Source organism: Pseudoduganella violacea, from assembly GCF_014191875.1.
Lineage (GTDB): Bacteria > Pseudomonadota > Gammaproteobacteria > Burkholderiales > Burkholderiaceae_D > Rugamonas > Rugamonas violacea_A.
The window spans coordinates 14,388-39,198 of sequence record NZ_JACHXD010000024.1; the positions used below are offsets into that span (position 1 = coordinate 14,388).

Consider the following 24,811-nt stretch of genomic DNA (forward strand, 5'->3'; position numbering starts at 1 on the left):
AGCAGCGGCTTTCCCCAGTGTGCGGCGGTGGCTGCGGTATAATGTTCGATTACCGTATAACTTGCTGATTTCATTCAGCAAAGACTCCGAAAGAAACATGCTATCCACCGCTAACATCACCATGCAGTTCGGCGCCAAGCCGTTGTTCGAGAATATTTCCGTCAAGTTCGGCGACGGCAACCGTTATGGCCTGATCGGCGCCAACGGCTGCGGCAAGTCCACCTTCATGAAAATCCTGGGCGGCGACCTGGAACCGTCGGCCGGCAATGTCTCGCTCGACGTAAACGAGCGCCTGGGCAAGCTGCGCCAGGATCAGTTCGCCTACGAGGAAATGCGCGTGCTGGACGTGGTGATGATGGGCCACACCGAGATGTGGGCGGCGATGCAGAAGCGCGACGCGATCTACGCCAATCCGGAAGCGACCGACGAAGACTATATGGAAGCGGCCGAGCTGGAAGGCAAAGTGGCCGAATACGACGGTTACACCGCCGAAGCGCGCGCCGGCGAGCTGCTGCTGGGCGTGGGCGTGACCATCGATCTGCATCAAGGTCCGATGAGCGCCGTGGCCCCAGGCTGGAAGCTGCGCGTGCTGCTGGCCCAGGCCCTGTTCTCGAATCCGGACATCCTGCTGCTCGACGAACCGACCAATAACCTGGACATCAACACCATCCGCTGGCTGGAAGACGTGCTGAACGAGCGTAACTCGACGATGATCATCATCTCGCACGATCGCCACTTCCTGAACCAGGTCTGCACCCACGTCGCCGACATGGATTACGGCACGCTGAAGATCTACCCAGGCAATTACGACGACTACATGCTGGCCTCGACCCAGGCCCGCAACCAGCAGCTGGCCAACAACGCCAAGGCGAAAGAGAAAGTCGCCGAGCTGCAGGACTTCGTGCGCCGCTTCTCGGCCAACAAGTCCAAGGCCCGCCAGGCCACGTCGCGCGCCAAGATGATCGACAAGATCAAGGTCGAGGACATCAAGCCGTCCTCGCGCGCCTATCCCTTCGTGCGCTTCGAAGGCGAGAAGAAGTTGCATCGTCTGGCCGTGGAAGTGGAAGGCCTGTCCAAAGCTTACGATCGCCAGCTGTTCAAGAACTTCAGCATTATGGTCGAGGCGGGCGAACGCATCGCCATCATCGGCGCCAACGGCGCCGGCAAGACCACGCTGCTGCGCTGCATCGGCGGCGACGATATCGCCGGCCTGCACGCGGACACCGGCATGGTCAAGTGGGCCGAGAACGCCAACGTCGGCTATATGCCGCAAGATCCGACCGAGGAGTTCGCGTCCGACACCAATCTGACCGACTGGATGGGCCAATGGACCAAGGAAGGCGACGACGACCAGGCCGTGCGTTCCAGCCTGGGCCGCCTGCTGTTCGGCGGCGACGAGGTGAAGAAATCGGTGCGCGTCCTGTCGGGTGGCGAAAAAGGCCGTATGATGTATGGCAAGCTGATGCTGGGCCGTCACAACGTCCTGCTGCTGGACGAGCCGACGAACCACATGGATATGGAATCCATCGAATCGCTCAACATCGCGCTGGAGAAATACGCCGGCACGCTGATCTTCGTGTCGCACGACCGCGAGTTCGTTTCCTCGCTGGCCAACCGCATCATCGAGATCAAGGAAAACGAAGTCATCGACTTCCGTGGTAACTACGAAGACTATTTGACGAGCCAAGGCATCGCTTAAATGAACGCCCCAGCAATACCGATCAAGACAGTTGAATACGAAAAGCCCAGCGAGGGCGCCAGTTGTGTGGCCCACGCCTGGGCCAGAACCCCGGCCCCGGTCAGCCCGGCCGAGAAGGAAGAGCTGAAGGAACGCATCCGCCGCCTGCTGCGCGAACGCGAAGCGGTGCTGGTGGCCCACTACTACGTGGACTCGGACCTGCAGGACTTGGCCGAGGAAACCGGCGGTTGCGTCTCCGACTCGCTGGAAATGGCCCGCTTCGGCCGTGACCACGCCGCCAAGACCCTGGTCGTGGCCGGCGTGCGCTTCATGGGCGAGACGGCCAAGATCCTGAGTCCGGAAAAGACCATCCTGATGCCGGACCTGGACGCCACCTGTTCGCTCGACCTGGGTTGCCCGGCCGACGAATTCGCGGCTTTCTGCGACCAGCATCCGGACCGCACCGTGGTCGTGTATGCCAACACCAGCGCCGCCGTCAAAGCGCGCGCGGACTGGATGGTGACGTCTTCGATCGGGCTGGACATCGTCAAGCACCTGCACGAGCAGGGCAAGAAAATCCTGTGGGCGCCGGACAAGCACCTGGGTTCCTATATCCAGAAGCAGACCGGTGCCGACATGCTGCTATGGCAAGGTTCCTGTCTGGTGCATGACGAATTCAAGGGCATCGAACTCGATCTGTTGAAGGCTGAGTACCCGCACGCCAAAGTGCTGGTGCACCCGGAGTCGCCGGCGAATGTGGTGGAGCAGGCCGACGTGGTGGGTTCCACCTCGCAGCTGATCGCCGCCGCCGTGAATATGGATGCCGACACCTTCATCGTCGCCACCGACAACGGCATCCTGCACAAGATGCGCCAGGCCGCACCGGGCAAGAACTTCATCGAAGCGCCGACCGCCGGTAACAGCGCAACCTGCAAGAGCTGCGCCCACTGCCCGTGGATGGCGATGAATGGCTTGCGCAATCTGGCCGAGGTGCTGGAAAACATGAACAACGAAATCCACGTCGACCCTGCCATCGGCAAGGACGCCGTGCGCTCCATCAGCCGCATGCTGGACTTCGCAGCGGCCAAGAAAGCCAAGGTCGCGCCGAGTGCCGATCTGGCCCAGGAAGCGAAACTGTTCCAGGGAATTGGACCTGCATGAGTACTTTGCAAAACCGCTTTGCCCCATTCGACGCGCCGCTGAAAGCGGCATTTGAAGCCAATCTGCTGTCGGCCCTGCTGGAAGACGTCGGCACCGGCGACCTGACCGGCAAGCTGGTGCCGGAAGAAGGCCGCGTCACCGCCCGCGTGATCGTGCGCGAAGACGCGGTGCTGTGCGGCGCGCCTTGGTTCGAAGGCATCATGCACGCGGTTGACGCCACCATCGGCATCGAATGGCATTACGCCGAAGGCGACGAGATGGCGGCCGACACCGCGGTCTGCACCATCGCCGGTCCGGCCCGCGCCTTACTGACCGCCGAGCGCAGCGCGCTGAACTTCATGCAGCTGATGTCGGGCGTGGCCAGCGCGACGCGCCGTTATGTGGACGCGATTGCCGGCACCACGGCCGCCATCCTCGACACGCGCAAAACTCTGCCGGGCCTGCGCCAGGCGCAGAAGTACGCGGTACGCGTGGGCGGTGGCCAGAACCAGCGCATGGCGCTGTACGACGGCATCCTCATCAAGGAAAACCATATCGCTGCCGCTGGCGGCGTGACGGCGGCCCTGGTCGCGGCCAAGCGCCTGAATGCCGGCGTCTCGGTGCAGGTCGAGGTGGAAACCCTGGTCCAGCTGGAAGAAGCCTTGGCGGCTGGCGCCACCTCCATCCTGCTCGACAACTTCGAGCTCGACATGATGCGCCAGGCCGTGCAGATCAACGGCGGCCGCGCGCTGCTGGAAGCCTCCGGCGGCGTCAACTTCGACACCGTGCGCGCCATTGCCGAAACGGGCGTGCACCGCATCTCCATCGGCGCCCTGACCAAGGACATCCGCGCTACCGACTTCTCGCTGCGCATCGTCGCCTAAGTCCGCCCGCTTTACTCGAAAGGCCGCCTCACTGGCGGCCTTTTTCATTGACGAGCCTGTGGGGCAGTTTGTTGATCAGGTGGTTTTTGCCTGCCAAATTAACCTTATGGTTAAATACGAAGAGCATCTGGATGCCGTCTTCACCGCGCTGGCCCATCCTGCGCGAAGGGCCATGCTAAGCTGGAAACCTATCTCGGAAAAATGCAGTCCTGAGGGGCTGCGCCCATTGGAGGTGTCGAATATGTCGCTTGCGTTGTATGGTCATCCATTTTCCTCGTACACCCAGAAGGTGTTGATCGCCCTGTACGAAAACGAGCTGCCTTTTGAGTTCCGCTGCATCGGACCGGATACACCGCAGCACGTGGCGGAGTGGCTGCGGCGCTGGCCGCTGGCCAAATTCCCCTTGTTGCTGGACGGTGAGCGGCAGGTGCTCGAAACCAGCATCATCATCGAGCATCTGCAGCTCAACCATCCCGGACAGCTGCGCCTGCTGCCGGAGAATCCAGCCGCCCTCGATGTGCGTTTCCTCGACCGCTTTTTCGACCTGCACGTCATGAGTCCCGTGCAGCATGCGGTGAGCGGGGCGCTGACCGGCGTTCCGGAGAAGCGGAAAGAGGCGCTGGAATTCGCGCAAGCCAAGCTGGAACTGGCTTATGCCTGGCTGGAAAAGCAGTTGGCCGGACGAGACTGGGCAAACGGCAAGGATTTCACGTTGGCGGACTGCGCGGCGGCGCCATCGCTTTTTTATGCCGACTGGACGCACAGGATTGCCGAAACTTACCCGGTGCTGCGGGCCTACCGCGCGCGCCTGCTGGCCCGTCCTTCCTTTGCGCGGGCGGTGGAAGAGGCGCGCCCCTATCGCGCGCTGTTTCCCTTGGGCGCGCCAGATCGCGACTAGAGCGTTAGTAAGTTCGATCAGGCAATCAATCAATAAATCAATTGAATATTGTTTTGCGATTGAGCGATAATTTTCCACCATATGCACTACCCAACTTTCTCCTCTCGCACTGCGGAAACGCGCTACACTTTTTGAGCAGATTCGATTTTCTGATGCGCAGACCATCCTTCGCGGAGGTGCCTGATGAGAAAGTGGTGCGTTCATGTCAGCCGTGCCTGAATCGGCCCGGCCCCTGGGGAAACTGGACCGGCTTGGCTTACGCCAGCGTCTGAACCTCGCGTTGGCCGCGCTGGCGCTACCGCTGTTAGTGGCCGCGCTGGCGGCCCTGGGCGCGCATAGCTATGCCATCAGTGCGGAGTCCGCCTATCAAAACGGCGAGCAGGCGGTGTTGCTGCGCAGCCAGCAAGCGCTGCTTGTGGCGCGCGCCGGCGACATGGATGCCTTGCGCGCCTTGATGCGCGAGGTGGCGCAGCGCAGCAGCTTGTCAGTCCTGCGCGCGCAGGCGCAGGCAGTTGCGGTGGCGAGCAATGATACGGCGCCGCAGGGCGCCGTGCGCAGCGTGGCCTTACAACCCTTGTTGGAGGAATTGCAGCGCCTCGCCCGCGATGCCGATGCCGCCGCGCGCCAGCAGGCCAGCCACGTTGCCACGGTCGCTTTCGTGGTACTGCTGGCGGCGCCGCTGATCGCACTGCTGATTGGCAGCTGGCTGGCACACCGCATCACGGCTGGCGTCGACGTCACGCTGCGCGAATGCATACAGCTGGCCAGCGACATCATCGCCGGCGACTATATCAGCGTGCAAAGGGCACGCGCCGCGGCTGTGCTGGCAGCCGCCAGCGGACGGAAGAAGGGACGTGGCGCCACGCCGTCCAGCGAAGCCGACGCGACGGGCAAGAATGAATTTACCGTGCTGGCCAATACGCTGGCCGGCGTGGCGGCGGAAATGGAGGCGGTGGAGCGCCGCCGCGTTGAGGTGGAAGAGAGTAACGCCAGCCTGGAACGCGCGCGCCGCCTGCTGCAAAGCTGTACCGAGACGCTGGCGCAAGGCGCGGATGAAACCCTGTTGCTGCAAGCTGTCTGCCAGCATCTGGTGGAAGCCGGCTACCGCATTGCCTGGGCCGGCCTGGCGCGTAGCGACCGTGAGCGCAATGTGGAGCTGGCGGCGCATGCGGGCAGCGACCGCGATTACATCGCCCAGCTTGACCTGGGCTGGGGCCACGACCGCCAGCGCTGCGTGGGCGCCGGCGCCGCCATCGCGGAACGGCGCACGCTGATGACGTCGAACGTCGGCGCCAGCGGCAGGTTCGCAGCTTGGCGCACCGGCAGCCTGCCGCGCGGCCTGGGCGCCTGTATTGCCATTCCATTGCAGCACCAGGGCAGCATGATTGGCTGTCTCAGCCTGTATTCCGTGCAGTTGCAACCATTCAGCGCAGCGGAAATCGCCATGCTGCAGGCCATTGCCGCCGCGCTGAGCGCCGCGCTGCATAGCTTGCGCGCCGCCGCCGAGCGCCAGCGCATACAGGAGCAACTGAGCCGCCACGTCAATTACGACAGCCTGACCGGGCTGGCCAATCGCTTTACCCTGGAAAGCAGCTTGCAAAAGCTGGCGGCCGACAGTAAGGACAGCAGCCGCAAACTGGCCGTCTTCAGCGTCGACCTGGATCGCTTCCGCGATGTCAACGACACGCTCGGCCACGACCACGGTGACCGCATGCTGGCCGAAGTGGCGCGCCGTCTTGAGGGCGCGGCAGGAAATAATGGTGTCGCCGCCCGCCTGGGCGCGGACGAATTCGTGGTGGTCTTGTCGCAGCTGGAGTCGGCCACGGTGGCGGAAAGCGCCGCCGGGGCGCTGCTGGCCGCGCTGTCGCGGCCTTTGCAGAATGGGCCGGACGGCCTGGCGCCATCGGCTTCCATCGGCATCAGCTTGTACCCGGACGACAGCGTGGAAGTGGCCGCCGCCCTGCGCCACGCCAATCTCGCCATGCACGACGCCAAGGCGGCGGGTGGCAATACCTTCCGCTTCTACGGTCCGGAAATGAATGCGCGCGCCACGGCGCGATTCGCCATGGAAGCCGAGCTGCGCCGCGCGTTGGAGCTCAAGGAACTGATGATGCATTATCAACCCCAGGTCAGCCTGGTCAACGGCATGATCACCGGGGCCGAAGCGCTGATGCGCTGGTATCACCCCACGCGCGGCATCGTCGGCCCCAAGGAGTTCATCCGCCTGGCCGAGGAGAGCGGCTTGCTGCTGCCGTTCGGCGTCTGGGCCATCGACAACGTCTGCGCCCAGATCGCCGCCTGGCTACGCGAGGGCCTGCCCGTGCCGACCATCTCCGTCAATCTTTCGCCCGGCCAGTTCAATCAGCCGGATTTGCTCGATACCGTGCGCCACGCGTTGGAACGCTATCGGCTGGAGCCACGTCAGCTCGCGCTGGAGATCACGGAAAGCGCCGTCATGCGCGACGCGGAGGCTGCCGGAGAAAGGCTGCGCGAGCTGCATGCGCTGGGTGTGCGCCTGATCCTCGACCAGTTCGGTACGGGCCAATCCTCGTTCAGCTATCTGAAACGCTTCCCGATCAGCCACCTGAAGATCGACCGCTCCTTCGTGCGCGACATCACGACGGTGCCGGACGATGCAGCCATCTGCAACGCGGTGATCGCACTGGCCCATAATCTGCATGCGACGGTGGTGGCGCAGGGCGTGGAGACGGAGGAGCAGGTGAGCTATCTGCGGCGCCGCAACTGCGATGAGATCCAGGGCCAGTTCTTCAGCCGCGCCTTGCCGCCCCAGGGCTTCGCCCAACTGCTGTCCAGCAACCGCAAGCTGTCCCTGGGCGAGGTGGACGAAACACCGCACACCATCTTGCTGCTGGATGACGAGGCGAATATCGTGCGCGCCCTGGGCCGTGCCCTGCGCACCGATGGCTACAAAATCCTGGCCGCAGTCAATGCCGAAGAAGCTTTCCGGCTGTTGGCCGTCAACGAGGTGCAGGTGGTGGTGTCGGACCAGCGCATGCCCGAGATGAGCGGCACCGAATTCCTCAGCCGCGTCAAGGATCTGTATCCGGACACGATACGCATCGTCCTTTCTGGCTATGCCGACCTGGAATCGGTCATCGACGCCGTCAATCGGGGCGCCATCTACCGCTTCTTCACCAAGCCCTGGGACGACGAGCAATTGCGCGCCTGCATCCGCGAAGCCTTCCGCCAGCACCGCATCGGCCTGGCCGTCGCTTGAATAGAAAAAAGCCGCCCCGAAGGGCGGCTGCAAGAACGACAGGCGGTCATGCCGCCCACCGGGACCTTAGTCTGCCGCGTAGATATTGTTGTCCTTGGTTTCGCGGATGAAGAGGGCGCCGATCACTACCGTTGCGAGCGCGATCACGATCGGATACCACAGGCCGTAGTAGATGTCGCCCTTGAAGGCCACCAGGGCGAAGGCGGTGGTCGGCAGCAGGCCGCCGAACCAGCCATTGCCGATGTGGTAAGGCAGGGACATGGAGGTGTAGCGGATGCGGGTCGGGAACATCTCCACCAGCATGGCGGCGATCGGGCCGTAGACCATGGTCACGTACAGCACCAGCACGAACAGCAGCAGCACCATCATCGGCTTGTTGATCTGCTCGGGATCGGCCTTGGCGGGATAGCCGGCGGCCTTGATGGCATCGCCCATCGATTTCTTTAGATCGGCTTCCTTCTTCTTGCTATCGGCGTCGAAGTTGTGGCCATCGGCCGTCATCACGGCATTGAAGGATTGGATTTCCTTGTCGCCGACTTTCACCACCGCCACCGCACCGGCCGGCGCGTCCTGGCGGGTGTAGGCCACCGAGGAGCGCGACAGCATGGCGGTTGCGATATCGCAGGAGGACGGGAATTTCTTCTCGCCCGTGGCGTTGAACTGGAAGTGGCAGGATGCCGGATCGGCCACCACCACCACCGGCGAGTTCTTCAGCGCCGCTTCCAGCTGCGGATTGCCGTAGTGGGTCAGGCCGTTAAACAGCGGGAAGTACGTGGCGGCGGCGATGATGCAGCCACCCAGGATGATCCATTTGCGGCCGATCCTGTCCGACAGGCTGCCGAAGAAGATGAAGAATGGCGTCGCCAGCAGCAGGGCGATGGCGATCAGGATATTCGCGGTGGCGATATCGATCTTCAGCGTCTGCAGCATGAAGAACAGGGCGTAGAACTGGCCGGTGTACCACACCACGGCCTGGCCCATGGTCAGGCCGATCAGGGCGAACACCACGATTTTCAGGTTTTTCCACTGGCCGAAAGCTTCCGACAGCGGCGCCTTGGAAGTTTTGCCTTCCGCCTTCATTTTGGCGAAAGCCGGCGATTCATTCATCGACAGGCGAATCCACACCGAGATGCCCAGCAGGACCACGGACACCAGGAAGGGAATGCGCCAGCCCCAGGCGGCAAAGCCTTCTTCGCCGATGGCCAGGCGGGTCGCCAGGATCACCAGCAGGGAGAGGAAGAAGCCCAAGGTTGCCGTGGTCTGGATCCAGGCGGTGAACAGGCCGCGCTTGCCGTGCGGCGCGTGCTCGGCCACATAGGTGGCCGCGCCGCCGTATTCGCCGCCCAGCGCCAGGCCTTGCAGCAGGCGCAGGCCGACCAGGATGATCGGGGCCGCGATGCCGATGGTGGCGTGGCCCGGCAGCAGGCCGACGATGAAGGTCGACAAGCCCATGATCAGGATCGTCACCAGGAAGGTGTATTTGCGGCCGATCATATCGCCCAAGCGGCCAAAGACCAGGGCGCCGAATGGACGTACGATAAAGCCTGCGGCGAAGGCCAGCAGGGCGAAGATGAAGGTGGTGGTCGGATCGCCGATGAAGAACTGCTTGGCGATGATCGAGGCCAGCGAACCGTAGAGGTAGAAGTCGTACCACTCGAACACGGTGCCGAGGGAAGAAGCGAAAATCACCTTCTTCTCTTCGGCGGTCATCGGGGCGTCCTTGCCCCCGCCCGCTTTGCGCATGTCGGCGGTACCTGAGGTAATTGCCATGGTTTGTGTCTCCAAATAATAATAACTTATATGCTGTTACTACTTCAGCATCATGGAGTGTGTGCGCTGAACCTTACGTCATGCTTGCTTGAAACTTACGCCAAGCTTACAAAATGACCATCTCTCCATCCTGCGAACGACCGTACTAATCTATGCTATTCTCGTTCGCTGCCACCTGACACCCACAAATCCATCGAGGAGACTTTCATGACTGACGCCGTCATCGTATCGACCGCCCGCACCGGGCTGGCCAAATCCTGGAAAGGCGCGTTCAATATGACGCACGGCGCCACTCTGGGTGCCCATGTACTGCAAGCGGCGGTGGCCCGCGCCGGGATCGAGGGCGGGGAAGTCGAGGATGTGCTGGTGGGCTGCGCCAATCCGGAAGGCGCGACCGGCGGCAATATCGCGCGCCAGGTCGTGATCCGCGCCGGCCTGCCGGTGTCGACGGCGGGCATGACCATCAACCGTTTCTGCTCCTCCGGCTTGCAGACCATCGCCACCGCGGCCCAGCGCATCATCGCCGGCGAAGGCGATATCTACGCGGCGGGCGGCGTGGAGTCGATCTCCTGCGTGCAGCAGGAGATGAATATGCACATGTATGCGGAAGTCTGGCTCAAACAGAACAAGCCGGAAATCTACCTGCCCATGCTGCAGACGGCGGAAATCGTCGCCAAGCGCTACGGCATCGCCAAGGAGCGCCAGGACGAATACGGCGTGCAAAGCCAGCAGCGCGCCGCCGCAGCCCAGGCGGCGGGCCTGTTCAACGCCGAAATCGTACCCATGACCACGGTGATGGGCGTGGCCGACAAGGCCAGCGGCATGCTGGCCTCGCGCGAAGTGACCATCTCCGCCGATGAAGGCATCCGCGCCGATACGACGCTGGAAGGCGTCGCCAAGATCCGCACCGCGCTGCCGGGCGGCGTGATCAGCGCGGGCAACGCCAGCCAATTCTCGGACGGCGCTTCGATGGCGATTGTGATGAATGCCAAAACGGCGGAGCAGAAAGGCCTGCAGCCGCTGGGGATCTTCCGCGGCTTCGCGGTGGCGGGTTGCGAACCGGATGAAATGGGCATCGGCCCGGTCTATGCGATTCCCAAGCTGCTGAAAAAAGCCGGCCTGAAGGTCGAGGACATCGGCCTGTGGGAGCTGAACGAAGCTTTCGCCGTGCAGGTGCTGTACTGCGCCGACAAGCTGGGCATCCCGATGGCGCGCCTGAACGTGAACGGCGGCGCGATCGCGGTAGGCCATCCCTACGGCGTATCGGGCGCGCGCCTGACGGGTCATGCCCTGATCGAAGGCAAGCGCCGTGGCGTCAAATACGTGGTCGTCACCATGTGCATTGGCGGCGGCCAGGGCGCTGCCGGCTTGTTCGAGGTGGTTTAAGATGATCAAGCATATCGTGATGTGGAAGCTGAAAGACCATGCCGAAGGCGCCGACCGTGCCGCCAACGCGCGCAAGATGAAGGAAATGCTGGACGCCTGCGCCAATCTGGTGCCCGGCATTCTGGCTTTTGAAGTCGCCATCGCCCAGCCTGACCTGGAAGCGACCTACGACGTGGTGCTGTATTCCGCCTTCGCCAGCAAGGAAGCGCTGGACGCCTACCAATCCCACCCTGAACACCAGGCCTTGAAACCCTTCTTCGGCGCGGTGCGCGATGCGCGCCAGTGCATGGATTACGCCCTATGAGCACTACCCAGGAATTATTCAGCCTGAAAGGCAAGACAGCCCTCGTCACCGGCGGTTCGCGTGGATTGGGTTTGCAAATGGCGCTGGCGCTCGGCGAGCAGGGGGCATCGGTCGTGGTTTCGGCGCGCAAGCAGGGCGAACTCGATGAAGCCGTGGCCTTTCTCGCCAGCCAGGGCGTGACCGCTTATGCCGTCGCTGCCGATCTGTCGCGGGAAGACGCGGTGAATCCGCTGGTCGATGCGACCTTGGGCCATCTGGGCCATATCGATATCCTGGTGAACAACGCCGGGGCCACCTGGGGCGCGCCGGCCGAGGACTATCCGCTGGAAGCGTGGGACAAGGTGATGAACCTGAACGTGCGCAGCATCTTCCTGCTGTCGCAAGCGGTGGCCAAGCGCTCAATGATTCCGCGCCAAGCGGGCCGCATCATCAATATCGCATCGATTGCCGGACTGGCGGGCAATCCGCCGGGGACCATGAAAACCATCGCCTACAACACCTCGAAAGCGGCGGTGGTCAACTTCACGCGCACGCTGGCGGGCGAGTGGGGCGCTTACGGAATTAATGTGAACGCTATCGCTCCCGGCTTTTTCCCCTCTAAAATGACGGCCGGCGTGCTGCAGGCGATCGGCGAAGAAAAGCTGGCGATGGGTGCGCCGCTGGGCCGCCTGGGCGGCGATGAGGATCTAAAAGGCGCCGTGGTGCTGTTCGCATCGGCGGCAGGGCGCCATATCACCGGACAAACGCTGGCCATCGATGGAGGCGTGTCCGCAGTCTAATAAGTAGGAGTTTGAATGGCAACATACCAACGCATCGTTCTGGCATCCCGTCCCCGTGGTGAAATCAAGCCGGAGAACTTCCGGCTGGAGAGCCTGCCCTTGCCGCAGCTGGCCGAGGGGGAGCTGATGGTGCGCGTGCATTACCTGTCGCTGGACCCATATATGCGCGGCCGCATGAGCGAGGCGAAAAGCTACGCCGCGCCGCAGCCGCTGGACGCCACCATGATCGGCGGCACGGTGGGCGAAGTGATCGAATCGCGCAACACGCAGTTCTCCGTGGGCGAGTTCGTGGCTGGCATGTTCGGCTGGTCGGAAATCGGCGTGTCGGACGGCAGCCTGCTGCGCAAGCTCGATGTATCAAGCGTGCCGCTTTCGGCCTATCTGGGGGCGGTCGGCATGCCCGGCATGACCGCCTGGTACGGCATGAACCAGATCATGCAGCCCAAAGCCGGCGAAACGGTAGTCGTATCGGCGGCCAGCGGCGCGGTGGGCAGCGCGGTAGGCCAGCTGGCCAAGCTGCGCGGCTGCCGCGCGGTCGGCATCGCGGGTGGCAAGGAAAAATGCGACTATGTGGTGAATGAGCTGGGCTTCGATGCTTGCGTCGATTACAAGGCGGGCAATCTGAAAGCTGATCTGAAAGCGGCCGCGCCGGACGGCATCGACGCTATTTTCGAGAACGTGGGTGGTGAGGTGTTCGATACAGCCCTGGGCCTGACCAATGCCTTCGCACGCGTGGCCTTGTGTGGCATGATCGCTGGCTACAACGGCGAGGATGTGCCGATCCGCAATTCGCGCGCCTTGCTGAAAAACCGTGTCAACCTGCGCGGCTTCATCGTCACCGAGCATCCGGAGCTGTGGCCGCAAGGCCTGGCTGATATGGGCGCTCTCGTTGCGCAGGGTAAGTTAAAGTATCGTGAGTCGGTGGCGCAAGGCCTCGCGGCCGCGCCAGAAGCGTTGATTGGACTGCTCAAGGGCAGAAACTTCGGCAAACAACTGGTGAAACTCATCTGATAATGAAAAACTTCAAGGACAGGGTCGCCGTCATTACCGGCGGGGCCAGTGGACTGGGCCGCGAATTCGCCTACGAGGCGCATAAGCGGGGCATGAAGCTGGTGCTGGGCGATGTGCAGCGCGACGCGCTGGAACGTACCATGGAAGACTTGCGCAGCAAGGGCGCCAAAGTGGTCGGCCTGTCCTGCGATGTGCGTAATGGCAGCGAAGTGCAAGCCTTGGCCGATGCGGCGATGGACGCTTACGGCGCCGTGCATCTGGTGTTCAATAATGCCGGCGTCGGCTCCGGTGGCCTGATCTGGGAGAATACCGAATCCGATTGGGAGTGGGTGCTGGGCGTGAACGTCTGGGGCGTGATCCATGGCGTGCGCATCTTCACCCGGCTGATGCTGGAATGCGCCAGGCGCGATCCGGATTACGAGGGGCATATCGTCAACACCTCGTCCATGGCCGGGCTGCTTTGCCCGCCGGTGATGGGCGTCTACAATGTGTCCAAGCATGCGGTGGTGGCGCTGAGCGAATCCCTATACCACGACCTGGCGCTGGTCGACGCGCCGATCGGCGCCTCGGTGCTCTGTCCATATTTCGTGCCGACCGGGATCAACCAATCGCACCGCAACCGTCCCGAGGACGTGAAAATGACGGACGCGCCGACCGCCAGCCAGCTCGCCGCGCAGGCGATGACGGACAAGGCAGTCATGTCGGGTAAGGTGATGGCGCAGGATGTGGCGGAAATTGTCTTCAAGGGTGTCGCCGAAGGCCAGTTCTACATCTTCTCGCATCCGCAGGCCTTGGGCGGCGTGGCGCAGCGCATGAACGACATCGTCAATCAGAACAATCCGGCCGATCCGTATCTGGCCACGCCCCAGGTGCGCGACGCCCTGCGCGGCATGATGAAATTGGGAGCAACGAAGCAATGAGCATGGTTCAGGAAGTGCGTTACGGCGCCTGGGATCAGTTGCGCGAGTACGCAACGCCGATCCGCATGGAAGTGTTTGTGCAGGAGCAGAACGTGCCCGCCGAGCTGGAAATGGACGAGATGGATGCAGTCTGCCTGCATGCCGTCGCGTTTGACGCGGCCGGCGTGGCCATCGGCACCGGCCGTCTGCTGCCGGACGGTCATATCGGCCGCATGGCGGTGCGCAAATCGGCGCGTGGCGGCGGTGTCGGCGGCGCCTTGCTGCAAGGCCTGATGGCGCAAGCCAAGACGCGCGGCGACCAGACCGTGGTACTGAACGCCCAGACCCGCGCCGCGCCTTTCTACCAGAACCATGGCTTCGTCCAGCGCGGTGAGGAATTCGATGAGGCGGGTATTCCCCACATCGAAATGACGTACAGCTTCAAGTAAAGGGCAGGGCGCAACGCCCCAGTGTATGCTGCCATCATGGATTCACTGATTGCAGCATCCGCCCGTTTTCTTGCCGCCGGTGACGCGCTCGGCGCGCTCAAACGCATCGCACTGCGCGATGATCCGCCCGCGCTGGCCCTGCGCGGCATTGCCATGGCCCAGCTGGGCGAATATCCCCGTTCCCGTGAATTGCTGCGCCTTGCCGCCCGCGGCTTCGGCGCGCATGAGGCGCTGGCGCGCGCCCGCTGCCTTGTTGCGGAAGCCGAAGTGGCGCTGGTCATGCGCGATTTCAGCGCTTCGCCGCGCGCGCTGAACGCGGCCATCGATGCCCTCGAAACGCATGCCGACCGGCGCAACGCGCTGCAGGCACGGCTCATCGCCCTGCGCCGATTCCTGCTGCTTGGACGCCTGGCCGAAGCCGAAAGCCTGCTGGCCGATGTCGATATTGGCGCTTTGCCGCCGGCTCTGGCGGCAGTGGCCGAGCTAAGCGCGGCGGAACTGGCGCTGCGTTCGCTGCGCATGGACACGGCCTTGCCTGCGCTGGCCCGCGCGCGGGAGGCCGCGCGGCAATCCGGCGTACCGTCGCTGCTGGCCGAAGTGGCTGAAGCGCAGGCCGTGCTGGAACGTCCCGCCGCCCGCCGTTTGCGGGCTGATGGCGAGCAGGCCTTGCGTCTGGGCGAGGTGGCTGCACTGCTGGCTTCCGATACGCTGGTGGTCGACGCCTGCCGCCGTGGCCTCGGCGTAGGCGGCGCTTGGCGTCCGCTGACGCGGCGGCCGGTGTTGTTTGCCCTGGCTTATGCATTGGCGGCGGCATGGCCTGCCGATATCGAACGCGAAACGCTGATCGCCCAGGTCTTCCGGCAGCGCCATGCTGACGAGTCGCACCGCGCTCGCCTGCGGGTCGAAATCGGCCGGCTGCGCAGCCTTCTTGCGGGATTGGCCGATATCGAGGCCACCACGCGCGGCTTCGCCCTCAAGCCGGGTGAAGACCGCAGCGTGGCCGTTCTGGCGCCACCGATCGCGGGCGAGCAGGCGGCGCTGCTGGCGCTGATGTCCGATGGCGCAGCCTGGTCCACCTCGGCGCTGGCGCTGGCGCTCGACAGCAGCCAGCGTACCGTCCAGCGTGCGCTGGCCGAGCTGGAGGCAGAGGGTCGCGTGCGCTCCATCGGGCAGACCCGCAGCAAACGCTGGCTGACGCCGCCTCTGACCGGATTCACGACAATCTTGTTACTCCCTTCATCGTTGTCAGTCGAATAAAGTGGCAATGCGGCGCCGCTTTCGGCGCCTCCGACAAGGAGAATGAAATGAGTCAGAGCAGCAAAACGCAAACCACGGTGCGCGCAGCCGAAATCGTGCGCGAGTATGGCCCCTTGGCAGAACAGGTCCATGGCGTGACGCACGACGGCCAACGCGTCTGGGCCGCCACTGGCGCCAAGCTGATCGCCTTCGACCCGGAAAGCGGCGAACAGACCCGCGCGCTGGACCGGCCCTGCGACGCCGGCACCGCCTTCGACGGCACCTACCTTTACCAGATCGCCGAAGAACGCATCGACAAGATCGACCCCGCCAGCGGCAAGGTCGTGGCGTCGATCCCTGCGCCGGGCCATGGCTACGATTCAGGTCTGACCTGGGCCGAAGGCAGCCTGTGGGTGGGCCAGTACCGCGACCGCAAAATCCATCGCATCGATCCGGCCAATGGCGCCATCCTGCGCACCATCGAATCGAACCGCTTCGTCACCGGCGTGACCTGGGTCGACGGCGAACTGTGGCACGGCACATGGGAAGCCGAGAAAAGCGACATCCGCCGTATCGACCCGGACAGTGGCGCCGTATTGGAACGCTTGGAGATGCCGGAGGGGACGGGCGTCAGCGGCCTCGAATCGGATGGCGCCGACCTGTTTTACTGCGGTGGCGGCAATAGCGGCAAGGTGCGGTCGGTGCGCCGTCCGCGCGAGTGACGAATCAAGCTAATACTGTAAGCGGCGCGCTGATAACCGGACAAAGCTAGCAATTTACCCCGTTTCTTTTTGAGAATGTTCAAGCCATAGCAAAGGTATTCCTGTTCCATTGCGGTCTTTATTGACGACCGGCAAGGCCTGATTTGTATCCGAAGGGCAAGATCGCTATTCCTGTCTGATATTTGGAGGGGATATGGCCATCGATATTTATCCGGGCATATGGAGGCGTTATGGCTGAAGACGATCCGCTGCGCCCAACCCAAGATTCGCGCCGATTCTTTATGCTGCCGCAAGCCCCCATGGATTCGGGCTACTACGTTTACGGGAAGCGTTACGGAAGGCCTGCAAAGGGGGCATATCAATAGGCGGCTTGAAACCGCCCGACCACGACACCCATAGAAGTGGATTAGAGGTGGATGTTCGTCCTTTGCGTAAGGACGGTCATGAGGAGCCTGTCAGGTGGTGGGAGGCGCAGTATGACCAGAAAGCTACCGCGAAACTGATTGAGCTATTCCAGATGTTTGCTCCAGTTGCGAAAATTTTGTTTAACGGGCCTGATATCCCGTTCGTGGCGAAGTACGCTGATCACGATGACCATTTCCATATCAAACTGCGAGGCTGACCATGCGCTTATCAACATTCTGCTGGCTGACGTCGAGTGCCGGCCTGGTGCTGTCGCTCGCAAACGCGGCTGCGCCGGAGAATGGATGGAAGGCTTTAAAGGGTGGAATCTACTTGATCCACGGTGGCTCACTCGCGGATCGGCGAGCACCGACTGCAGCCGACAGCAAACTGTCAGTGCATATCGATGGTCAAGCTGCGAAGGAGGTGTTCAACGCCATAGGCCCAGACTTATCTGCCACCTGCTCGGACGAAAAAGGCGATAGAGCGCGAAGCAAAAAAGGGGTCACTTGCTCATATACGGCAAAGGACAAGGGTACAGCGAGCGGCCCCTATCGGTGCTGGATCGGTATCGATCTCAGGACAGGCAACAGTGTCGCCACGGTAAGCTGCTGAAGTTGTGGGCTATCTCGACCCGCCGCCGCGCAGAGGACAGCGCGGCGAGTGGCCGCCCCTTGCTTTGACCAAGTCAGCGCACGGCGACTTCGTGCAGCACGCCCGGCGCGTTGGCGTAGAGCTTGACCACGGTGGAGCTGCGCGTGCCGTAACCGGGCGATTCGATCTTGACCGCCGACAGCACGCGCTCCAGTTCCAGCGGCACGCCGGTTTCCGGCAGGCGCAGGTCGGGGGCGCGGGTGGTATCGGACAGCATCTCGAAGTAGGCTTCCTCGGGCGCGCCGAGGCAGAGCAGGCTGGCGAATTGCGCCTTGGTCCTCAGCACCTTGGGCCAGGGCGAATCCAGCAGGGCGTTGGAGAGGCCGTAAATACCGGGCGGCAGAGGCTTGCCGCAACGCTCATCGTGCATGCCTTTGTTCGAGAACCAGACCAGGTCCGCGCCATCGCACAGCACCAGATTGAAGCCGTTGTAAGCGGCGCTGGATTCGCGGATCTGCTCCACGTATTCCAGCGCGCTCATGGACCCGGCCAGGAAATCGGCCACCAATTGGCCGCGCGAAGGCGCGTCGTCCTTATGCTCCTGCGGCGCGCGGATATTGGTAATGGCTGCAAAGCGCGAAGGCGAGCAGTTGCCGGCTGGCGCCACCGGCTGCGGCGTGGCGGCATTCGGGCAATCAGCCCGCAGCGGCGGCTCTTCCTGCTCGGGCGCGTCCTCGCAGCGCGTGATGCCCATCCAGCTGCCGCCGGCCTTCAGGTCGCGGCCGGCGAAAATATGCGGGTGCTCCGGCCAGCTGGCGGCGGGAGCGGCTGCGCGCTCGTAATACTCGTCGCGGTTGGCGGCGGCGATGAGCGGCACGCCCGGCACGACCTGCCAGGCGAAAACAATCAAACACATGAGATCAGATCCGTAAATACTTCGGTGTGGCGCGGCCCGGCCAGCAAGGGCAGGATGCCCGAGCGCTCCACGGCCTGCGCCAGCGCGGTGTCGAAACCGGCCGGCGCGGCGGGGTAAACTTCCATCCATGTCTGCAGGCCATTCTTGGCCTGAGGGCGGCGCTTCAATTGCGGCACCAGGGTGTAGCGCGCGGCCAGCTCGGATTGCAGGGCCGCGACCAGGGGCTGCAGGGCGGACGCGCCATCCTCCCGCACCTGGTAATAAATATACAGATCGTGCATATCAGACGTCGAGCTTGTCCAGCACGTAAGGCATGGGCAGGAATTGCAGGGCGGGACCGCCCGCCGCGCCCAGGCGCACGTCGGCGCTTTCCAGCGCATCGAGCTTCATTTCCACCAGCGCGTCCGAGCCGCCGGCGCCGTTCGGCGCGGCGTTCACGACCATACCGCAAGGCTGTTCCGGATCGGCCGGCGAAAATACTTCCACGCCGGGCAGCACGTCGGCGGCGGCCACCGAGACCAGGGCCGTGCGGCGTTTCAGCTTGCCCAGGTACTGGCTGCGCGCCACGATTTCCTGGCCCGGGTAGCAGCCCTTCTTGAAGTTCACGCCGCCCAGCAGCTCCAGATTGATCATCTGCGGCACGAACTGCTCCTGGGTCGCCGCCGCGATCTGCGGCACGCCGGCATGAATTTCCGACAAGCGCCAGGCCGCATTGCCGCCCACGTGCAGGCGTTCGGCCAGTACCGGCACGGCGGTGGCGGCCGTTTCCGGCGTCGCCAGCCACAGATAGCGCGGCGCGCCGAAAGCGTCGGCCACGCGCAGCAGGGTGCCGAGCGGGTGGTCGATTTTCGAATACGGCTTGGCCGGCAGCACGTCGAACCAGGTTTGCAGCACGGCTTCCGCCTGGCCGCCGCCCAGGCCCAGCACGACCTGGCCTTCGCCGGCGTCGCTGGCCTTGGTTTTGGCGCGCAGCACGAACATCTGCAAACGCTTTTGCAGGGCCGGCTGGATCTCGCGCGCCAGTTGCAGGAAGACCGATTCCGCGTTGCGCCACATCAGGAAGGATGCCAGCAGGCGGCCCTTGGGCGAGCAGTAGCCGGCCAGGCGCACCTCGTCCTGGCCCAGATGTTCCACATCGTTGGTCAGCTGGCTATGCAGGAAAGTGGCCGATTCCGCACCCGTGAAGGCGATCAGACCCTGGTCGGTGACGGGCGCCACAAAGCCCACGGCCAGCTCGGTCGGGTTCAAGGTGCGTTCTCGCGGCACTAAAAGTTCGTTCCAGTTATTCATAAAATCCAAAAAATTGACGATGAAAGCATTATCATTACGGGCTAATTATAGTGATGTCCCGAAATTCCCGCCCGCAGCCTTAAATTTGCTTACATCGGCGGCGAATCTGGTTCAATATGCGCTTAACACATTGAGTTATTGAAGTATGGCATTTATAACAAAAACCATAGCTTGCGGCATGATCGCCGCCATCGCGGCAGCGGGAGGATTTGCCTGGTGGGTGCAGGAACCGATCACTACCGAAGGAGACCCGATTGAATTCACCATCAGCAAGGGCAGCGGCGCCCATGCGGCCGGCCAGCAGATGGCCGAAGCCGGCGTGCCGATCCAGCCGCTGCTGTTCAATCTGCTGGCGCGCGTCACCTCGCGCAGCAATAAGCTGAAAGCCGGCACCTACGAGCTGAAGCCCGGCACCACGCCGATGAAACTGGTCGAGCAGCTGGTGCGCGGCGAGTTCGCGCAAGAGTCGCTGACCATCATCGAAGGCTGGACTTTCAAGCAGATGCGCGCCGCCATCGCCGCCCATCGTGGCTTGAAACACGATACCGTGGAACTCAGCGACCGCGAGCTGATGAGCCGCATCAGCACCGAATACAAGAATCCGGAAGGCTTGTTCTTCCCCGATACGTACCTGTTTGCCAAGGGTTCCAGCGAGCTGGATATCTACCGCAAGGCGCATAGCAGCCTGATCCAGCATCTGGTCACGGTATGGGAGAAGCGCGACCAGAACCTGCCGTATGCGAATCCCTACCAGGCGTTGACCATGGCCTCCATCGTGGAAAAGGAAACCGGCCAGAAGTCCGAACGCAATATGATTGCCGCCGTCTTCGTCAACCGCCTGCGCCTGGGCATGCTGCTGCAGACCGACCCCACCGTGATCTACGGCATGGGCGCCCGCTTCGACGGCAATATCCGCAAAAAGGATCTGGAAACGGACACCCCTTACAATACCTACACGCGCACCGGCCTGCCGCCGACGCCGATTTCGCTGCCCGGCCTGCAATCGCTGACGGCGGCGATGTCGCCGGCTAAATCCGGCGCCCTCTATTTTGTGGCGCGCGGCAACGGCACCAGCCAGTTTTCAGACAACCTGACCGACCATAACCGGGCGGTCAACCAGTATCAAAGACAATGACTCAAACACGCGGCAAATTCATCACCTTCGAAGGCATCGACGGTGCCGGCAAGTCCACCCACATCCGCTTCGTCGCCGACCTGATCGCGACGCGCGGCGTGGAGCTGGTCAGCTCGCGCGAACCGGGCGGCACGCCGCTGGGCGAAAAGCTGCGCGAACTCGTGCTGCACGAAAAAATGCACCTCGAAACGGAAGCCCTGCTGGTCTTCGCCAGCCGCCGCGAACACATCGCCCAGGTCATCGCCCCGGCGCTGGAACGCGGCGCCTGGGTCATTTCCGACCGCTTCACCGACGCCAGCTTCGCCTACCAGGGTGGTGGCCGCGGCCTGGACCTGGCCAAGATCGAAGCGCTGGAACAGTGGGTGCATCCGCAGCTGCAGCCCGACCTGACCTTCCTCTTCGACGTGCCGCTGGAAGTGGCGCGCGCCCGTCTGGACGCCACGCGCGAGCTGGATAAGTTCGAGCGCGAACAGTCCGATTTCTTCTCCGCCGCCCGCGCCCAGTATCTGCGCCGCGCCGAACAGTATCCCCATCGCTTCCGCATCATCGATTCCTCGCAGACCATCCCGCAGATTCAGGTGCAGTTGGCCGAAATCATGGGTAAGCTGGCATGAGCGGCACCGTCTATCCCTGGCAGCAGGGCGCCTGGCAGCAGTTGCAGCAACTGCGACAGCGCATGCCGCACGCCATCCTGTTCCACGGCGCGGCCGGCATAGGCAAATCGGATTTCATCGAACAGTTCGCGCAGGCCTTGCTGTGCGAGAGCGCGCGTCCCGACGGCCATGCCTGCGGCGAGTGCGCCTCCTGCGGCTGGTTCCTGCAGCAGAACCACCCGGATTACCGCCGCATCCGTCCCGAATCCATGGAAGACGAGGTGGCGGGCGAGGGCGAGGAGGGCGAAGAGAGCAAGAAAGCCGCCAAGTCCAAGACACCGTCGAAAGAGATCAAGATCGAGCAAATCCGCTCGCTGGCCGATTTCATGAACATCTCCACCCACCGCCAGGGCTTGCGCGTGGTGGTGCTGTATCCGGCTGAAGCGCTGAATATGCCGGCCTCGAACGCCCTGCTGAAAACCCTGGAAGAACCGCCGCCCGGCACCGTCTTCCTGCTGGCCTCGAACAGCCTGGACCGGTTGCTGCCGACCATCCTGTCGCGCTGCCGCAAGTTCGCCATGCCCATGCCGAGCCATGAAGAGGCGCTGGCCTGGCTGAAAGAGCAGGGCGTGCCGGACGCCGACAGCTGGCTGCGAGAGCAGGGCGGGGCGCCGCTGGCCGCCATGGCCCAGGCGGAAACGGGCAGCCGCGAAGAGCTGGAAGCCTTCCTGCAATATCTGGCCCGGCCCAGCGTGGAAGGCGCGCTGCGCACGGCCGACAAGCTGCAGAAGGTGCCCCTGTCGTCCCTGGTCTCGTGGCAGCAGCGCTGGCTCTACGACCTGTTTTCCTGCAAACTGGCGGGCAAGATCCGGTATTATCCCCGTTACCAGCGCGAGCTGGCCGGGCTGGCCGAGAAGATCCACATCAGCCGCCTGATGGCCGCCATCAAAGGGGCCAACGACAGGCGGGCCACATCCGACCACCCGCTGTCGTCCAAGCTGTTCATCGAGGATATGCTGCTGGATTACTCCGCCAGCTGCGTCTGAAAGGGAAGAATGAGCGCTAGTACGAACGACCCCAATACTGTGCCTGCGGTACGGCCCACGGTTCTCTCACTGGCGATCAAGGAAAAAGCCGCCCTGTACGCGGCTTATATGCCCTTTCTGAAAAACGGCGGCATGTTCGTGCCGACGCAAAAACCTTACAAGATCGGCGACGAGATCTACCTGATCCTGTCGCTGATGGATGATCCGAACAAATACCCGATTGCCGGCAAGGTGGCGTGGATCACGCCGCCGGGCGCCAATAACAATAAGGCGCAAGGCATCGGCGTGCATTTCCCCGACGACGAATCGGGCAAGCGCACCAAACTGCGCATCGAGGAAATCCTGGGCGCGGCCCTGCGCTCCTCGCGCGCCACTCACACACTCTAGATTTCACATGCCAGCTTACCGCCACCGCCTCGCCATCCTGGACGACCTGCCAGCCATCGTCGCCATCTACAACAGCACCGTCGCCTCGCGCGAAGTTACCGCCGATACCGAACCAGTGTCGGTGGAATCGCGCCTGGCCTGGTTCCATGAGCATGCGCCGGAACGCCGGCCGCTGTGGGTGGTGGAGCAGGAAGGGGAAGAGGGCATTCTTGGCTGGATTTCGTACTCGAACTTCTACGGCCGTCCGGCTTATTCGGGCACAGTGGAAGTGTCGATCTATATCGCCGAAGCGGCGCGCGGAAAAGGCCTGGGACGCTACTGCCTGGAAGAGGCGCTGGCCTTCGCGCCCTCGCTCAAGGTGCATACGGTGCTGGGCTTCATCTTCGGCCATAACCAGCCCAGCCTGGCCCTGTTCCGCCGCTTCGGTTTCGACACCTGGGCCACGCTGCCGCGCGTCGCCAATCTGGACGGGGTCGAGCGCGACCTGCTCATTCTGGGCAAGCGCGTGGCCTAGACGGTAAAATGCGGGAATGTTTATCGATTCCCACTGCCATATCGACTTCCCGGAGCTGGCAGCCCGGCTGCCGGAAATTCTTGCCAAGATGGAAGAGAACAAGGTCACGCACGCGCTTTGCGTGTCGGTGGACCTGCCGGATTTCCCACGCGTGCTGGCCCTGGCCGAGCAGTATCCGCATATCTACGCCTCGGTCGGCGTCCACCCCGATTACGAGGACACGCCCGAACCCACGGTGGAACAACTGGTGGAGCTGGCCCAGCATTCCAAGATCGTCGCTATCGGCGAAACGGGGCTGGACTACTATCGCCTCACGGGCGACCTGGAATGGCAGCGCGAACGCTTCCGCACCCATATCCGCGCCTCGCGCGCCACACGCAAGCCGCTCATCATCCATACCCGGTCGGCCAGCGAAGACACCATTCGCATCATGCGCGAAGAGGGCGCCGGACTGGAAGCGGGCGGCGTGGCTGGCGTCATGCACTGCTTTACCGAATCGCTGGAAGTGGCGCGCGCCGCCATCGAAATGGGCTTTTACATCTCGTTTTCCGGCATCGTGACCTTCAAAAGCGCCAAGGAATTGCAGGCCGTCGCGCTGGAACTGCCGCTGGAACGCATCCTGATCGAGACCGATTCGCCCTACCTGGCCCCGATGCCTTACCGCGGCAAGATGAACGAACCCGGCTATGTGGCCCACGTCGGCGAGTTCCTTGCCAAGCTGAAAGGTGTTTCCGTTGAGCAGGTTGCGGAGCAAACTACAAGTAATTTCTTAAGTTTGTTTGGAATCGACCGTTAATCCTGGCATGAAAGCCAACGATTCCGCCACCCTGATGCGCCGCCGCGAACTACTGCGCGCGGCCGCCTCCGCCGCCCTGGCCCTAGCTGCCGCTGTGGCCGGCACCCAGGCCATCGCCGCCGAGCTGCCCAGCAAGGAGGAGGACGCCGTCACCTTCTTCCGCGCCGCCCAGCTCGACGATGTCGGCCGTGTCAAAACCGTGCTCGCGCGCGGCCTCGACCCGAACGTGCACGAACCCGAGCGCGGTGAAACCGGCCTGATCGTCGCCATGCGCTATGACGCCATGAAAGTGTTTGGCGTCCTGATGGCCCATCCCAAGATCCAGCTCGAAGCCCAGGCCGCCAATGGCAGCACGGCCCTGATGATGGCCGCCTTCAAGCGCAACCAGGCCGCCGTCAAGAAAATGATCGCCAGCGGCGCCCAGGTCAACCGCCCCGGCTGGGCGCCCCTGCATTTCGCCGCCGCCGCCGGCGACACCGACATGATCGCTTTGCTGCTCGAACACCACGCCTACATCGACGCCGCCTCCCCCAGCGGCATGACCCCGCTGATGATCGCCGCCCGCGAAGGTCATGAAGACGCTGCCAAGCTCCTGCTGGCCGAAGGCGCCGACGCCAGCCTCAAGGACGCCGCCTTCAAAATCGACGCCGCCGAATTCGCCCTGCGCGCCGACAAACCCTGGATCGCCGAAGCCATCCGCCACCATCTCGCCAGCAAACGCTAAACCGTTTGATCCAGATCAAC

Annotated in this window: 24 protein-coding genes; 20 read left to right on the forward strand and 4 right to left on the reverse strand. The window is 63.1% G+C overall.

Translation table 11 applies throughout. From position 1 onward, the window contains the following. The first annotated feature begins 97 nt into the window (after positions 1-97). From FHS03_RS25770 to FHS03_RS25790, 5 genes are all read left to right on the forward strand, one after another. Positions 98-1,699: an ABC-F family ATPase gene (locus tag FHS03_RS25770; RefSeq protein WP_183443766.1), complete on the forward strand. Its 1,602-nt coding sequence runs from the start codon at positions 98-100 to the stop codon at positions 1,697-1,699. Then, complete coding sequence (gene nadA / locus FHS03_RS25775; protein WP_183443767.1) at positions 1,700-2,839, forward strand: quinolinate synthase NadA; 1,140 nt, start codon at positions 1,700-1,702, stop codon at positions 2,837-2,839. Next, positions 2,836-3,702 (forward strand): carboxylating nicotinate-nucleotide diphosphorylase, encoded by an 867-nt coding sequence (nadC, locus tag FHS03_RS25780; protein ID WP_183443768.1) that lies wholly within the window; start codon positions 2,836-2,838, stop codon positions 3,700-3,702. Before nadA ends, nadC begins: the two co-directional genes overlap by 4 nt. Before the next feature lie 241 nt (positions 3,703-3,943). Beyond that, on the forward strand, positions 3,944-4,600 hold the full coding sequence (locus FHS03_RS25785; protein WP_183443825.1) for a glutathione S-transferase family protein: 657 nt from the start codon (positions 3,944-3,946) through the stop codon (positions 4,598-4,600). A 202-nt stretch (positions 4,601-4,802) separates the two neighbouring features. Continuing rightward, positions 4,803-7,838 carry an EAL domain-containing protein gene (locus FHS03_RS25790; protein ID WP_183443769.1) on the forward strand — a complete coding sequence of 1,012 codons (3,036 nt, stop codon included), beginning with the start codon at positions 4,803-4,805 and terminating at the stop codon, positions 7,836-7,838. Between the two features lie 66 nt (positions 7,839-7,904). Here the strand turns inward: FHS03_RS25790 and FHS03_RS25795 are convergent, their stop codons facing one another. Then, positions 7,905-9,608: an MFS transporter gene (locus FHS03_RS25795; protein ID WP_183443770.1), complete on the reverse strand. Its 1,704-nt coding sequence runs from the start codon at positions 9,606-9,608 to the stop codon at positions 7,905-7,907. Positions 9,609-9,815: 207 nt separating this feature from the next. Between FHS03_RS25795 and FHS03_RS25800 the strand changes: the two genes are divergently transcribed. From FHS03_RS25800 to FHS03_RS25835, 8 genes are read left to right on the forward strand one after another with little or no spacing between them, the layout of a single operon-like run. Continuing rightward, entirely contained in the window at positions 9,816-10,994 is a 1,179-nt protein-coding gene (locus FHS03_RS25800) for an acetyl-CoA C-acyltransferase (protein ID WP_183443771.1), read from the forward strand. 1 nt (position 10,995) lies between these two features. Continuing rightward, positions 10,996-11,298 carry a Dabb family protein gene (locus tag FHS03_RS25805; protein ID WP_183443772.1) on the forward strand — a complete coding sequence of 101 codons (303 nt, stop codon included), beginning with the start codon at positions 10,996-10,998 and terminating at the stop codon, positions 11,296-11,298. Beyond that, positions 11,295-12,077: an SDR family oxidoreductase gene (locus FHS03_RS25810; protein ID WP_183443773.1), complete on the forward strand. Its 783-nt coding sequence runs from the start codon at positions 11,295-11,297 to the stop codon at positions 12,075-12,077. Before FHS03_RS25805 ends, FHS03_RS25810 begins: the two co-directional genes overlap by 4 nt. Positions 12,078-12,092: 15 nt before the next feature. Next, positions 12,093-13,088, forward strand: a complete 996-nt coding sequence (locus FHS03_RS25815; RefSeq protein WP_183443774.1) for an NADP-dependent oxidoreductase — start codon at positions 12,093-12,095, stop codon at positions 13,086-13,088. A gap of 2 nt (positions 13,089-13,090) precedes the next feature. Continuing rightward, positions 13,091-14,008 (forward strand): SDR family oxidoreductase, encoded by a 918-nt coding sequence (locus FHS03_RS25820; RefSeq protein WP_183443775.1) that lies wholly within the window; start codon positions 13,091-13,093, stop codon positions 14,006-14,008. Then, positions 14,005-14,436, forward strand: coding sequence for a GNAT family N-acetyltransferase (locus tag FHS03_RS25825; RefSeq protein ID WP_371871776.1), 432 nt, complete (start codon positions 14,005-14,007; stop codon positions 14,434-14,436). Before FHS03_RS25820 ends, FHS03_RS25825 begins: the two co-directional genes overlap by 4 nt. A 36-nt stretch (positions 14,437-14,472) precedes the next feature. Continuing rightward, entirely contained in the window at positions 14,473-15,693 is a 1,221-nt protein-coding gene (locus tag FHS03_RS25830; RefSeq protein WP_183443776.1) for a helix-turn-helix domain-containing protein, read from the forward strand. Between the two features lie 47 nt (positions 15,694-15,740). Beyond that, positions 15,741-16,394 (forward strand): Vgb family protein, encoded by a 654-nt coding sequence (locus tag FHS03_RS25835; RefSeq protein WP_183443777.1) that lies wholly within the window; start codon positions 15,741-15,743, stop codon positions 16,392-16,394. 1,090 nt (positions 16,395-17,484) lie between these two features. Here FHS03_RS25835 and FHS03_RS25840 read toward each other — a convergent pair. Genes FHS03_RS25840 through ygfZ form a run of 3 tightly spaced genes read right to left on the reverse strand, consistent with a single transcriptional unit; the run spans position 17,485 to position 19,596 of the window. Further along, positions 17,485-18,306 carry an NRDE family protein gene (locus FHS03_RS25840; RefSeq protein ID WP_183443778.1) on the reverse strand — a complete coding sequence of 274 codons (822 nt, stop codon included), beginning with the start codon at positions 18,304-18,306 and terminating at the stop codon, positions 17,485-17,487. Then, complete coding sequence (locus tag FHS03_RS25845; RefSeq protein WP_183443779.1) at positions 18,297-18,587, reverse strand: DUF4936 family protein; 291 nt, start codon at positions 18,585-18,587, stop codon at positions 18,297-18,299. Before FHS03_RS25845 ends, FHS03_RS25840 begins: the two co-directional genes overlap by 10 nt. 1 nt (position 18,588) lies before the next feature. Beyond that, positions 18,589-19,596 carry a CAF17-like 4Fe-4S cluster assembly/insertion protein YgfZ gene (gene ygfZ, locus FHS03_RS25850; RefSeq protein ID WP_183443780.1) on the reverse strand — a complete coding sequence of 336 codons (1,008 nt, stop codon included), beginning with the start codon at positions 19,594-19,596 and terminating at the stop codon, positions 18,589-18,591. A gap of 145 nt (positions 19,597-19,741) precedes the next feature. On the opposite strand from ygfZ, the gene mltG reads away from it, so the two are divergent. Genes mltG through FHS03_RS25885 form a run of 7 tightly spaced genes read left to right on the forward strand, consistent with a single transcriptional unit; the run spans position 19,742 to position 24,791 of the window. Further along, positions 19,742-20,731: an endolytic transglycosylase MltG gene (mltG, locus tag FHS03_RS25855; protein ID WP_183443781.1), complete on the forward strand. Its 990-nt coding sequence runs from the start codon at positions 19,742-19,744 to the stop codon at positions 20,729-20,731. After that, positions 20,728-21,345: a dTMP kinase gene (gene tmk, locus FHS03_RS25860; protein ID WP_183443782.1), complete on the forward strand. Its 618-nt coding sequence runs from the start codon at positions 20,728-20,730 to the stop codon at positions 21,343-21,345. The genes mltG and tmk overlap by 4 nt, the downstream gene beginning before the upstream one ends. Further along, the gene (locus FHS03_RS25865) at positions 21,342-22,370 is read left to right on the forward strand and encodes a DNA polymerase III subunit delta' (protein WP_183443783.1); all 1,029 of its coding nucleotides are present in this window, start codon (positions 21,342-21,344) and stop codon (positions 22,368-22,370) included. Before tmk ends, FHS03_RS25865 begins: the two co-directional genes overlap by 4 nt. Before the next feature lie 9 nt (positions 22,371-22,379). Then, positions 22,380-22,757: a PilZ domain-containing protein gene (locus tag FHS03_RS25870; RefSeq protein WP_183443784.1), complete on the forward strand. Its 378-nt coding sequence runs from the start codon at positions 22,380-22,382 to the stop codon at positions 22,755-22,757. A gap of 7 nt (positions 22,758-22,764) precedes the next feature. Beyond that, complete coding sequence (locus FHS03_RS25875) at positions 22,765-23,271, forward strand: GNAT family N-acetyltransferase (RefSeq protein WP_183443785.1); 507 nt, start codon at positions 22,765-22,767, stop codon at positions 23,269-23,271. A 16-nt stretch (positions 23,272-23,287) separates the two neighbouring features. Next, positions 23,288-24,067: a TatD family hydrolase gene (locus FHS03_RS25880; protein WP_183443786.1), complete on the forward strand. Its 780-nt coding sequence runs from the start codon at positions 23,288-23,290 to the stop codon at positions 24,065-24,067. A gap of 7 nt (positions 24,068-24,074) precedes the next feature. After that, the gene (locus FHS03_RS25885; protein WP_229426445.1) at positions 24,075-24,791 is read left to right on the forward strand and encodes an ankyrin repeat domain-containing protein; all 717 of its coding nucleotides are present in this window, start codon (positions 24,075-24,077) and stop codon (positions 24,789-24,791) included. Positions 24,792-24,811: the final 20 nt, after the last annotated feature.

Excerpts from the sequence above, each read along its gene's own strand:
- FHS03_RS25770 (WP_183443766.1), top strand. The coding sequence starts at position 98 with ATGCTATCCACCGCTAACATCACCATGCAGTTCGGCGCCAAGCCGTTG.
- nadA (WP_183443767.1), top strand. The coding sequence starts at position 1,700 with ATGAACGCCCCAGCAATACCGATCAAGACAGTTGAATACGAAAAGCCC.
- nadC (WP_183443768.1), top strand. The coding sequence starts at position 2,836 with ATGAGTACTTTGCAAAACCGCTTTGCCCCATTCGACGCGCCGCTGAAA.
- FHS03_RS25785 (WP_183443825.1), top strand. The coding sequence starts at position 3,944 with ATGTCGCTTGCGTTGTATGGTCATCCATTTTCCTCGTACACCCAGAAG.
- FHS03_RS25790 (WP_183443769.1), top strand. The coding sequence starts at position 4,803 with ATGTCAGCCGTGCCTGAATCGGCCCGGCCCCTGGGGAAACTGGACCGG.
- FHS03_RS25795 (WP_183443770.1), bottom strand. The coding sequence starts at position 9,608 with ATGGCAATTACCTCAGGTACCGCCGACATGCGCAAAGCGGGCGGGGGC.
- FHS03_RS25800 (WP_183443771.1), top strand. The coding sequence starts at position 9,816 with ATGACTGACGCCGTCATCGTATCGACCGCCCGCACCGGGCTGGCCAAA.
- FHS03_RS25805 (WP_183443772.1), top strand. The coding sequence starts at position 10,996 with ATGATCAAGCATATCGTGATGTGGAAGCTGAAAGACCATGCCGAAGGC.
- FHS03_RS25810 (WP_183443773.1), top strand. The coding sequence starts at position 11,295 with ATGAGCACTACCCAGGAATTATTCAGCCTGAAAGGCAAGACAGCCCTC.
- FHS03_RS25815 (WP_183443774.1), top strand. The coding sequence starts at position 12,093 with ATGGCAACATACCAACGCATCGTTCTGGCATCCCGTCCCCGTGGTGAA.
- FHS03_RS25820 (WP_183443775.1), top strand. The coding sequence starts at position 13,091 with ATGAAAAACTTCAAGGACAGGGTCGCCGTCATTACCGGCGGGGCCAGT.
- FHS03_RS25825 (WP_371871776.1), top strand. The coding sequence starts at position 14,005 with ATGAGCATGGTTCAGGAAGTGCGTTACGGCGCCTGGGATCAGTTGCGC.
- FHS03_RS25830 (WP_183443776.1), top strand. The coding sequence starts at position 14,473 with ATGGATTCACTGATTGCAGCATCCGCCCGTTTTCTTGCCGCCGGTGAC.
- FHS03_RS25835 (WP_183443777.1), top strand. The coding sequence starts at position 15,741 with ATGAGTCAGAGCAGCAAAACGCAAACCACGGTGCGCGCAGCCGAAATC.
- FHS03_RS25840 (WP_183443778.1), bottom strand. The coding sequence starts at position 18,306 with ATGTGTTTGATTGTTTTCGCCTGGCAGGTCGTGCCGGGCGTGCCGCTC.
- FHS03_RS25845 (WP_183443779.1), bottom strand. The coding sequence starts at position 18,587 with ATGCACGATCTGTATATTTATTACCAGGTGCGGGAGGATGGCGCGTCC.
- ygfZ (WP_183443780.1), bottom strand. The coding sequence starts at position 19,596 with ATGAATAACTGGAACGAACTTTTAGTGCCGCGAGAACGCACCTTGAAC.
- mltG (WP_183443781.1), top strand. The coding sequence starts at position 19,742 with ATGGCATTTATAACAAAAACCATAGCTTGCGGCATGATCGCCGCCATC.
- tmk (WP_183443782.1), top strand. The coding sequence starts at position 20,728 with ATGACTCAAACACGCGGCAAATTCATCACCTTCGAAGGCATCGACGGT.
- FHS03_RS25865 (WP_183443783.1), top strand. The coding sequence starts at position 21,342 with ATGAGCGGCACCGTCTATCCCTGGCAGCAGGGCGCCTGGCAGCAGTTG.
- FHS03_RS25870 (WP_183443784.1), top strand. The coding sequence starts at position 22,380 with ATGAGCGCTAGTACGAACGACCCCAATACTGTGCCTGCGGTACGGCCC.
- FHS03_RS25875 (WP_183443785.1), top strand. The coding sequence starts at position 22,765 with ATGCCAGCTTACCGCCACCGCCTCGCCATCCTGGACGACCTGCCAGCC.
- FHS03_RS25880 (WP_183443786.1), top strand. The coding sequence starts at position 23,288 with ATGTTTATCGATTCCCACTGCCATATCGACTTCCCGGAGCTGGCAGCC.
- FHS03_RS25885 (WP_229426445.1), top strand. The coding sequence starts at position 24,075 with ATGAAAGCCAACGATTCCGCCACCCTGATGCGCCGCCGCGAACTACTG.